Source organism: Flavobacterium sp., assembly GCF_035760125.1.
Taxonomy (GTDB): Bacteria; Bacteroidota; Bacteroidia; order Flavobacteriales; family Flavobacteriaceae; genus Flavobacterium.
Genome location: NZ_DASTTN010000123.1, coordinates 1 through 8,802 on the forward strand (window position 1 = coordinate 1; position 8,802 = coordinate 8,802).

General features: G+C 33.0%; 9 protein-coding genes and 1 tRNA gene. 2 read left to right on the forward strand and 8 right to left on the reverse strand.

Annotated elements, in window-relative coordinates; translation table 11 throughout:
- The coding region (locus VFS71_RS04960; RefSeq protein WP_326399734.1) for a M28 family peptidase at nucleotides 1–551 on the forward strand (551 nt) is incomplete at its 5' end.
- A gap of 353 nt (nucleotides 552–904) precedes the next feature.
- Here VFS71_RS04960 and VFS71_RS04965 read toward each other — a convergent pair.
- The 7 genes from VFS71_RS04965 to VFS71_RS04995 all read right to left on the reverse strand — a co-directional run bounded on the left by VFS71_RS04965 (nucleotide 905) and on the right by VFS71_RS04995 (nucleotide 4,817).
- Nucleotides 905–1,372: a hypothetical protein gene (locus VFS71_RS04965; protein ID WP_326399735.1), complete on the reverse strand. Its 468-nt coding sequence runs from the start codon at nucleotides 1,370–1,372 to the stop codon at nucleotides 905–907.
- An 89-nt stretch (nucleotides 1,373–1,461) separates the two neighbouring features.
- The gene (locus VFS71_RS04970; protein WP_326399736.1) at nucleotides 1,462–1,785 is read right to left on the reverse strand and encodes a hypothetical protein; all 324 of its coding nucleotides are present in this window, start codon (nucleotides 1,783–1,785) and stop codon (nucleotides 1,462–1,464) included.
- 154 nt (nucleotides 1,786–1,939) lie between these two features.
- Nucleotides 1,940–2,269 (reverse strand): YegP family protein, encoded by a 330-nt coding sequence (locus VFS71_RS04975; protein ID WP_326399737.1) that lies wholly within the window; start codon nucleotides 2,267–2,269, stop codon nucleotides 1,940–1,942.
- 139 nt (nucleotides 2,270–2,408) lie between these two features.
- Nucleotides 2,409–2,482 (reverse strand) — tRNA-His (locus VFS71_RS04980).
- Nucleotides 2,483–2,559: 77 nt separating this feature from the next.
- Entirely contained in the window at nucleotides 2,560–3,276 is a 717-nt protein-coding gene (gene bshB1 / locus VFS71_RS04985) for a bacillithiol biosynthesis deacetylase BshB1 (RefSeq protein WP_326399739.1), read from the reverse strand.
- Nucleotides 3,277–3,328: 52 nt separating this feature from the next.
- Nucleotides 3,329–4,387: a chorismate-binding protein gene (locus tag VFS71_RS04990; RefSeq protein WP_326399741.1), complete on the reverse strand. Its 1,059-nt coding sequence runs from the start codon at nucleotides 4,385–4,387 to the stop codon at nucleotides 3,329–3,331.
- A gap of 1 nt (nucleotide 4,388) precedes the next feature.
- Nucleotides 4,389–4,817, reverse strand: a complete 429-nt coding sequence (locus VFS71_RS04995) for a PaaI family thioesterase (protein WP_310002902.1) — start codon at nucleotides 4,815–4,817, stop codon at nucleotides 4,389–4,391.
- A gap of 145 nt (nucleotides 4,818–4,962) precedes the next feature.
- Here VFS71_RS04995 and VFS71_RS05000 point away from each other — a divergent pair, with 145 nt between their 5' ends.
- Nucleotides 4,963–6,474, forward strand: coding sequence for a hypothetical protein (locus VFS71_RS05000; protein WP_326399743.1), 1,512 nt, complete (start codon nucleotides 4,963–4,965; stop codon nucleotides 6,472–6,474).
- Nucleotides 6,475–6,520: 46 nt separating this feature from the next.
- Here VFS71_RS05000 and VFS71_RS05005 read toward each other — a convergent pair whose 3' ends face one another.
- On the reverse strand, nucleotides 6,521–8,608 hold the full coding sequence (locus VFS71_RS05005; protein ID WP_326399745.1) for a response regulator: 2,088 nt from the start codon (nucleotides 8,606–8,608) through the stop codon (nucleotides 6,521–6,523).
- Between the last annotated feature and the right edge of the window lie 194 nt (nucleotides 8,609–8,802).

The following is an 8,802-nucleotide window of genomic DNA, read 5'->3' on the forward strand; positions in this document are numbered from 1 at the left end:
AAATTGCCGAAGCTTTTCAAAAAGCCAAAAAAGCAGGATACGGTCCTAAACGTTCCATTTTATTTCTTCATGTAACTGGAGAAGAACATGGTTTACACGGATCACGTTTCTACTCCGAAAATCCATTGTTTCCTATAGCCAATACTATAGCCGATATCAACATTGACATGATAGGCCGCCGCGATGTAGAACATGCCAACACCAACAATTATGTATATGTAATTGGTGCCGATAGATTATCAAGCGATTTGCACAACATCACAGTTGCACAAAACGAAAAATACACACATTTAGACTTGGATTTCAAATTCAACGACCCAAAAGACCCTAATCATTTCTACGAGCGTTCTGATCACTATAATTTTGCAAAATTTGGTATTCCAGCAGTATTCCTTTTCAATGGAGTACATGCCGATTACCACGGAAAAGGAGATGAGCCTAACAAAATAGAATACGATGCCCTGGCAAAAAGAGCACAATTAGCCTTTGTAATCGCTTGGGATTTGGCCAACAGACCAGAAAGAATTGTAGTTGACAAACCGATTCAGTAGTTTTCAGAATCCGTTTTCAACAACAAAATAAACAAAGAGCTTTGGAGCAATTCGAAGCTCTTTGTTATTTTAATATATTTTCAAAATCACAAAACACATCAGGGCGAGACCCCATTATTTAAAGTGGGCTACCCTTACATACCACTAATTCGCCCACTTTCCATAATGCGGTCGGGCTATAAGCATTACTTCGGTAGCTTACTGCAAATGAAATTCACTGAACTCCTATGAAAATAAATACATAGTGAAGTAATCCCTCTCGCAAATCGACAGAAATCTACCACATTAGCAATAAAAAAAGAACCGCCCAAAAAATATTTTAAGACGGCTCTTTTTAATTTAGCTTCTAAAAATCAGTATGTATAAGCAACAGCCTTTAGATTATCCATTTTATTAGATATTATCACAATAAATTGCCTCCCTTTTGATGCAGCATTTTGTTTCAATCGATTTTCTCCAATTTCAGATATAGACCACCTCGTTTCTCCTTTGACTACTCCCAAATAACTAATTAAATTTTCAGCTTTTTTTAATCCAACTGTTTCAAAGTCTTTTAGTATGATTACTTTATTATAGTCGGGTTTCTCAGAAAAATTTATCTTTTCAGATATAACTTTGGAATTGTTTTTAGATTTTCCATTTAATTGTGCCACAGCATAGCGGCTTATTTTTTGTTCTTCCATACTATTAGGATGCGCATAGTAAACTAAATTGTTTTCGATTTTTATAAAGTTCACCGCTAATTTCTCACCATTGTGCTTAATGATTTCGTGTGTTTGCGCAAAAAATTGAGCTGTAAACAATACAGCTATTGCAGTCATTAAATTTTTCATTTTGGATATGTGTTATTTAGTCACGACATAATCGCAACTGATTTTTAATAATTATTTTAGAATAGTTTTTTAAATAATCAAACTATAGAAACATAATTATCTTTTTCGGGAGGAGGAGTTAGATTTTTAAAACAAAATTCTTTGACTGTAAATGAATAGAAAGAATTATTGCTTTTTTCATTGGGTGATAAGAATAGAACCAAATTTAAATGATCAATTTGGTTTATAAACAAAATCTTTAATTTACTTTCTGTTTGATTTTCGGCATCCCCTTTTTCAGTTGTTTCAAAATAACTGTATTTTTCATTTTCTATAAGCATAGATAATTTATCACTAATCCAAATTAAGGAAAAAATGACGATTACGAGTGAAAAGAAAAGATTAAACAGGTTGTTTTTCATAACGCAAATCTAAATATAAAGCCTTGTATTAACAATATTTATTGAAGAAAACACATTTTAAAAACACCACCAGATTTTTTTGAAAGCAAAAAAGTGAAGCCGTCTCAAAAATTGTATTGAGACGGCTTCACTTTAATGAAATAACTATAATTAATTACAAATCTTCTTTTACATCAGCATCGGGAGCATTTTTCTTTACGGATTCAATTCCGTTATCACGTGCCGAAACCGATTCATACATTTCGCTATTTCCAATAATTTGACCATTGCTCGCTTTAAGATTGAAATAAGGTTTTCCATTTTTGGCTTCCAATTTATCAAATCTTTCATCCACTTGAGAATTTTTCCTCACAGACTCAATACCGTTTTCGCAAGCTGCTTTGGTTGTATATCCTTCACTTGCAAGAATAACTTGTCCATTTCCTGCTTTTAAAACAAACTGAAATTCATCATTCTTCCTTTTGCTAACTAAAAATGTTCCCATAGATTTTTATTAAATTGGTTAATTGTAAGCAATTTAATAAATATTAATTTATTTTAAATCAATAAATTAATATTTATTCCTTAACAAAACTTAACTCCACAAAAAAAGCCCCGAATTTCTTCGAGGCTTTTGCCTTTTGGGTGGATGACCGGGTTCGAACCGGCGACCCTCGGCACCACAAACCGATGCTCTAACCAGCTGAGCTACAACCACCATTTGTGCTTAGCGGTTGCAAATATAGAACAAATGTTTACTTCTACAAACAAAAAATTAAAAAAAATTCAGCAAATTTACTTCAAATCTCCTAAACTATTGACTGCCAAACACCTTTCAACGGTAAAACCTTCGGCATGTTCAACGCCAGTTATCCTCCCTAAATCCCTAGAACGGTAATTCAGGCTTTCCAAGAAGTTTTTACTCGATATCGGTGACTCCGGTTCTTTCGAATTGGGATCATAAAATTGGGAACGATAAGCCAAAATAGATTCAATTTTCTTATCGGTGAATCCAGTAATGTCTACTACAAAATCAGGCTCTATGTTTTTCCATTGTATATAATGATACACCACTTTGGGTCTCCAAGGTTTTTGAATTTCACCTTCAAGAACGGTTTCAATTTTCATCAAACCAGATAAAAAACAAGCATCCGAAACCAGTTTACTTCCTTTTCCGTGATCAATATGCCTATCCTCTATCGCATTACACAATACAATCTCAGGTTGGTACTTTCTGATCATCTTTATGATTTCTAATTGATGCTTTTCGTCATTGACAAAAAATCCGTCCCTCATATTCAAATTCTCTCGCACAGTAACTCCCAATATCTTTGCGGCATCACTCGCTTCCTGATCCCGAATTTCAGCTGAGCCACGAGTACCAAGCTCCCCTCGTGTCAAATCAACAATTCCAACGGTTTTACCTAAAGAAACCTCTTTTAATATCGTCCCAGAACATCCTAATTCTACATCATCAGGATGTGCTCCAAAAGCTAGTATATCTAATTTCATTTATGTTTTATTTATTATTCAAAATTATAAATTCCATCACTTATATTCTTTACTACAATGCCCTTTTCATCGTCATCGACTTATTGACACTTTCCAACCATTCATTTTCTGGGATACTATCTTTAGTAATTCCACACCCCATATACAAATGTGCTTGCGAATCACAAATTTGCATGCAGCGCAAATTGACGAACAAATCTGAGCTAACCGAATCTACAGCAAAACTTGTATTTAATTCACCCAAAAAACCGGTATAAAAAGTTCGGTCGTAATTTTCATTTTCCAAAATAAAAGCCTTCGAAACTTCTTTTGGCAATCCACAAACAGCGGGTGTTGGATGCAATAAATGGACAACTTGCTTCAAACTGAAACCAGAATTTAAAACACCCCAAATATCGGTTTTTAAGTGCCAAACACTCCCCGCTTTAAGACTATAGGGTTCTGTAACCGAAACCTCCAAAGCAACCCCTTGAAGTTGATCTACAATATAATCTGTAACATACTGCTGTTCCTCTCTTTCTTTCTTTTCCCAAACAATTTCATCCGAGCCATAATCTTTTTGCGTCCCTGCCAAAGCCATTGTTTCAAATACATTGACATTGGCTTTTACCAATTGCTCCGGTGTAGCTCCCATCCAAGTTCCAACTTTTGGATGATAAAAACAATACACAAAAGTGTTGGGATACAATTGGATTAATTTTTCGAAAGTCGTAAGCAAATCAAAATTCTCCAGTTCGATTATTTCTTTACGGGAAAGTACAACTTTCTTGAATTCCTTATTTTCTATGGCTCGAATCCCCTTAGCAACTATACTTTCAAAATTATTTTTATCCGACACATTCGAAAGTTTCTGCTTATTTCCCGAGATATCAACTACTTCTTTTTTCCAAACAACACCTATTATTTCTGATTGGTTTTCGGGAATTAAATGAGTCCTCTTTCCATCAAAAGAAGCAAATACAAACCCTTTCTCTGTAAAATCAACAACATCAAATAACTTATCATTGTGTTGAAACATTCCAATTATCGTATCCGAATTGGGTTTGCAATACGAAACAAAAGGAAGTTTTAGCTCTTGTTGTTTTTTAACTTTTTCAAAAAAACCATTCATCTTATTGTTTCTCTTTCGTCAAAACCATATTCGTCAATTTACAAAGCGAAACTAAATTCCCAGCTTCATCCGTGATTTTAATTTCCCAAAGATGCAAACTTCTTCCTTTGTGGATAATACGGGCAGTACCAATAACAAATCCTTCACGAATACTTTTTAGATGATTAGCCGAAATTTCGATACCACGCACTTCTTGGTTTTTATCATTAATAAAAAAATGCGAAGCGGCACTCCCAACGCTTTCCGCCAAAGCCACCGAAGCACCTCCATGCAACAATCCCATAGGTTGATGCACTGATGAATTCACAGGCATTTTGGCAACAAGAAATCCTTCGCCAGCATCTATAAACTCGATATTTAGTGTTTCCATCAAAGTGTTCTTGGAAAACTGATTGCAATATTCGAGCATTTTATCTTTATCTATTGTCATATCTTGATTTTAAAGATTGTAAAAATACGCTAAATTGATAATTCAAAAAAGAAATAAATGAAATGCTAAAGAAACTAAAAATCTAATCCCCGTAACAAACCCAAAAATCTAATTTATTGCTATTTTTACAAAAAAATAAAACAAAATGCCTCGAATCATCTTACTTTTTTTTATTGGGATTATACTTTCATTTTGCTCTTGTCGCAGTGATTTTGATACCGTTGCCAGTACAGGTGATTTGACTTTTTCAAAAGACACCGTTTATTTGGATACGGTTTTCACCAATTTGAGTTCGAGTACGTATGCCTTAAAAGTATACAATCATTCCAAAAACGACATCAACATACCACTCATAAAATTTGCCAATGGAGCAAACTCTAAATACCGAATGTCCGTTGATGGTGCTCAGGGAAATCAAGGAAAGATGTTCGAAAATGTTACGTTGTTAGCCAAAGACAGTCTGTATATCTTTATAGAAACAACCGTAGAAAGCGATAACACTACCCCGACCGAATTCCTATATACCGACCAAATTGAATTTGACAGTGGCGCAAATCTTCAGAAAGTGGAATTAGTGACTTTAGTACAAGACGCTATTTTATTATACCCAAACCGCAATGCCGACGGAACTACAGAAACACTTCCAATAGGAAATGAAAAAATTAGTGGTTTTTATTTGGACAAAAATGATCCTATTCATGGGAACGAACTTATTTTCACAAACAAAAAGGCCTATGTAATTTACGGATATGCTGCCGTTCCCGAAGGTGAAACCGTAACATTTGAACCAGGAGCAAGAGTTTATTTTCATTCCGATTCCGGTCTTATCGTACCCAAAAACGCTTCAATGCACATAAACGGAAGTAAATCCATTACTGATAAACTAGAAAACGAAGTGATTTTCGGAGGTGATCGTCAGCAACCCGATTTCGGTTATATCCCAGGACAATGGGGAACTGTTTGGTTGCAAAATGGAAGCACTAATAATACAATTCAAAATCTCACTTTGAAAAATGCTACAGTTGGGTTATTTATCGAAGGCAATGACGGAGCAACCATGCCTATAAAAAATACCCAAATTTATAATTGTACCCATTATGGAATTCAAGCCAAAAATGCTTTAATTGAAGGAGAAAACATTGTTATTAATTACACAGGACAAGCCAGTTTAGCCTGTACTTACGGCGGAAATTACAAATTCACACACTCAACCTTCAACAACGACTGGTCTAGCCCTGAACAAGTAGCGGTGTATATTAGCAATTATATAGATGGTGCCACTCCAGAAACCAGAGACCTTACTGGAGCAATATTCAATAATTGTATAATTTATGGTTCTTATTCGAACGAAATGCTTTTGGACAAAAAATCAGGTGCTGCTTTCGAGTACCAATTCAATAATTGTTTAATTAAGTCCAGCAATACCAAAGATCCAGATTATCAATTCGACACCGATCCCGTGCACTACAGTGCCATTATTCTTAACAAAGACCCGAAATTCTTTAATCCCAATATCAACAATTTCAATATAGACGATACTTCTTCCGCTTTCGCAAAAGGAAATTCGACTTATTTAATCCCACTTGATATCTTAGGAATTACTAGAACATTACCTCCCGATTTAGGGGCCTACCAGAGCAAACCCTTTCCTAAATAAATAGATTTAAATAGTTAATCTTCAATACTTTTTAAGCAATCCCTAATTACAATAAAGCATCTAACAATTCGAATACTTTTTCTTTTTTCAAAGGCTTAGTAATATAACTATCAAAACCTAATGACAATATTCGTTCTTCATCTTCAATTGACGCATGTGCAGTTTGAGCGATAATAGAAAGATTAGGTTTAAGATTTTTAATATTTTCAAAAGCCTTAATCCCATCCATTACAGGCATTTCAATATCCATAAAAACTAAATTGATTTCCTGATTTTTACACATATCTACTGCTTCTTGCCCATTGCTTGCTCTAAGAATCGTGTAATTTCTACCAGTTAAAATCTTCTTTAATAATATAAAATTCACATTATTATCTTCCGCAATCAAAATGATTTCATTTCCTAAACTAGTAGATACATTGTTTTTAATCTCGAGCAAAACTGTTGACTTTTGGTCAGCATATTCAAAAGGAAGTGTTACCACAAAAACAGTTCCTAATCCAACAACAGAATCTACTACAACAGATCCCCCCAAAAGCTTAATATAAGCCTTAGAAATTGCCAAACCTAATCCAAGTCCACTTGATTTAGCAGTCGAATTTGAGTCAACTGTTCGAAAACGGTCAAAAATATATTGTAACCCTTCTTTAGTAATTCCTTTACCAGAATCTTTAACAGTAAGTTTAATAGTTTGATCTATCTCATCGATTTCATATCCAAAAGAAACAGACCCAAAATCCGTAAATTTAATAGCGTTACCTATTAAATTTAACATAATCTGCTTTAATTTAATTTCATCAGTCAAGATCAGCTGAGTCAGAGGATTTTTACTAGGAATGATATGCAACTCTATTTTCTTATTTCTAGGTATAGTTATAGCTATAGATTCCTGTAATTCTTTAAAACATTTATCTAAATCAACTTCACAAATCTTTGGTGTAACTTGATTGGCATCAATTTTTGACATTTCAATAAGGTCCTCAATAATAGAAACTAAATCATGCCCACTTTTATTAATAATCATCAAATATTCATCTCTTTCCGCATCACTTATATTATGACTTCTTATTAAATCGCTAAATCCTACTATAGCATTCATAGGGGTTCTTATCTCATGAGATAAATTAGCCAAAAAAGCAGACTTAAGTTCTCCATTTTCTTCAGCTATGTTTCTTGACAATATCAATTGTTCTTTTTGACGAATATTAATTTGAAAAAGCTTACTGATATATCGAAACTCACCTCCATACTTTTTTAATTTATTGATTGCATTTCTATCTCCAATCTCAAGAAAAGAAGTAACTATTTTTAATGGATCAAAAAACCATTTATTCAATAAATACCCCAAAAAAACCACACTAAGTATTGATAAAAGTAACACTATCAAAATATTTTTAATTCCCAAAGAAAAATTCAAATCAAAATCTCTGTCAAAAAATAGTTTCGCAATGACTTTATTATTACTGTCTTTTAAATTAATCTCGACTCTAATCGATTTAGAACTGATTTCGGGTGCATTAGAAATATCAGTTAACAATTGTGCTTTAGAATGGGTCAAAGTCCCAATATAATCAACGTACCCTTGATCTAAAATTCGAACCAAAAAAAGATAGCCTAAAGGTGCTTTCTCCTTTGTAGGATCGTTTGAAGCATTCAAAATTGTACCAAACACTTCAAAAATACCATCTTCGTTTTTAACATAATAGCGAATATGTTTATTGACATAAAGTTCTGAAAACTTTTTTTCAGGAACAAAATCAATTATCCTAATTCTCTTTTTACCATAAAAAATCAGTTGCTTATCTAAATTATACCCTCCAACAAAAACCCTATTATATTCCAGCAGTTTAGTCATCTGACTATCGAAATACTTCGTGTTTTGACTATTGACTGCATCAACCAATTCATCTGAATTAGAAATAATACTAATTAAATCTGTTAGATTTTTTGAATTTTGCTGAAAAATAGTTTCTGTTTCTTTTTGAAAATCATTCGAAGTGTTTTCATAAACTTTATCCACATTATCATTCAAATAGAAATCAAGAACATAAGAAAAAAGTAGAGCAAATAAAATTGTTATACCCAACAGAATTAAAAATCTCCAATATGTACTTACTATTTTTTTAAGATTCATGATAAGGGGTTAAGAAATGACTAAAAAAAAAACCAATTTAATAAATAACAAACGATTATAAAATTCCTCATAAGTTCATTTAGACTGTGGCGCTAAAAATAGTAAAAAAACAATTCAATATTTATTTATAAATCCCTAAAAAACAAAATATAGAAACTATTTTGTTACAATACTTTAATGTGTTTCAAACACTT

Excerpts from the sequence above, each read along its gene's own strand:
- VFS71_RS04965 (WP_326399735.1), bottom strand. The coding sequence starts at position 1,372 with ATGACTGCAATAGCTGTATTGTTTACAGCTCAATTTTTTGCGCAAACA.
- VFS71_RS04970 (WP_326399736.1), bottom strand. The coding sequence starts at position 1,785 with ATGAAAAACAACCTGTTTAATCTTTTCTTTTCACTCGTAATCGTCATT.
- VFS71_RS04975 (WP_326399737.1), bottom strand. The coding sequence starts at position 2,269 with ATGGGAACATTTTTAGTTAGCAAAAGGAAGAATGATGAATTTCAGTTT.
- bshB1 (WP_326399739.1), bottom strand. The coding sequence starts at position 3,276 with ATGAAATTAGATATACTAGCTTTTGGAGCACATCCTGATGATGTAGAA.
- VFS71_RS04990 (WP_326399741.1), bottom strand. The coding sequence starts at position 4,387 with ATGAATGGTTTTTTTGAAAAAGTTAAAAAACAACAAGAGCTAAAACTT.
- VFS71_RS04995 (WP_310002902.1), bottom strand. The coding sequence starts at position 4,817 with ATGACAATAGATAAAGATAAAATGCTCGAATATTGCAATCAGTTTTCC.
- VFS71_RS05000 (WP_326399743.1), top strand. The coding sequence starts at position 4,963 with ATGCCTCGAATCATCTTACTTTTTTTTATTGGGATTATACTTTCATTT.
- VFS71_RS05005 (WP_326399745.1), bottom strand. The coding sequence starts at position 8,608 with ATGAATCTTAAAAAAATAGTAAGTACATATTGGAGATTTTTAATTCTG.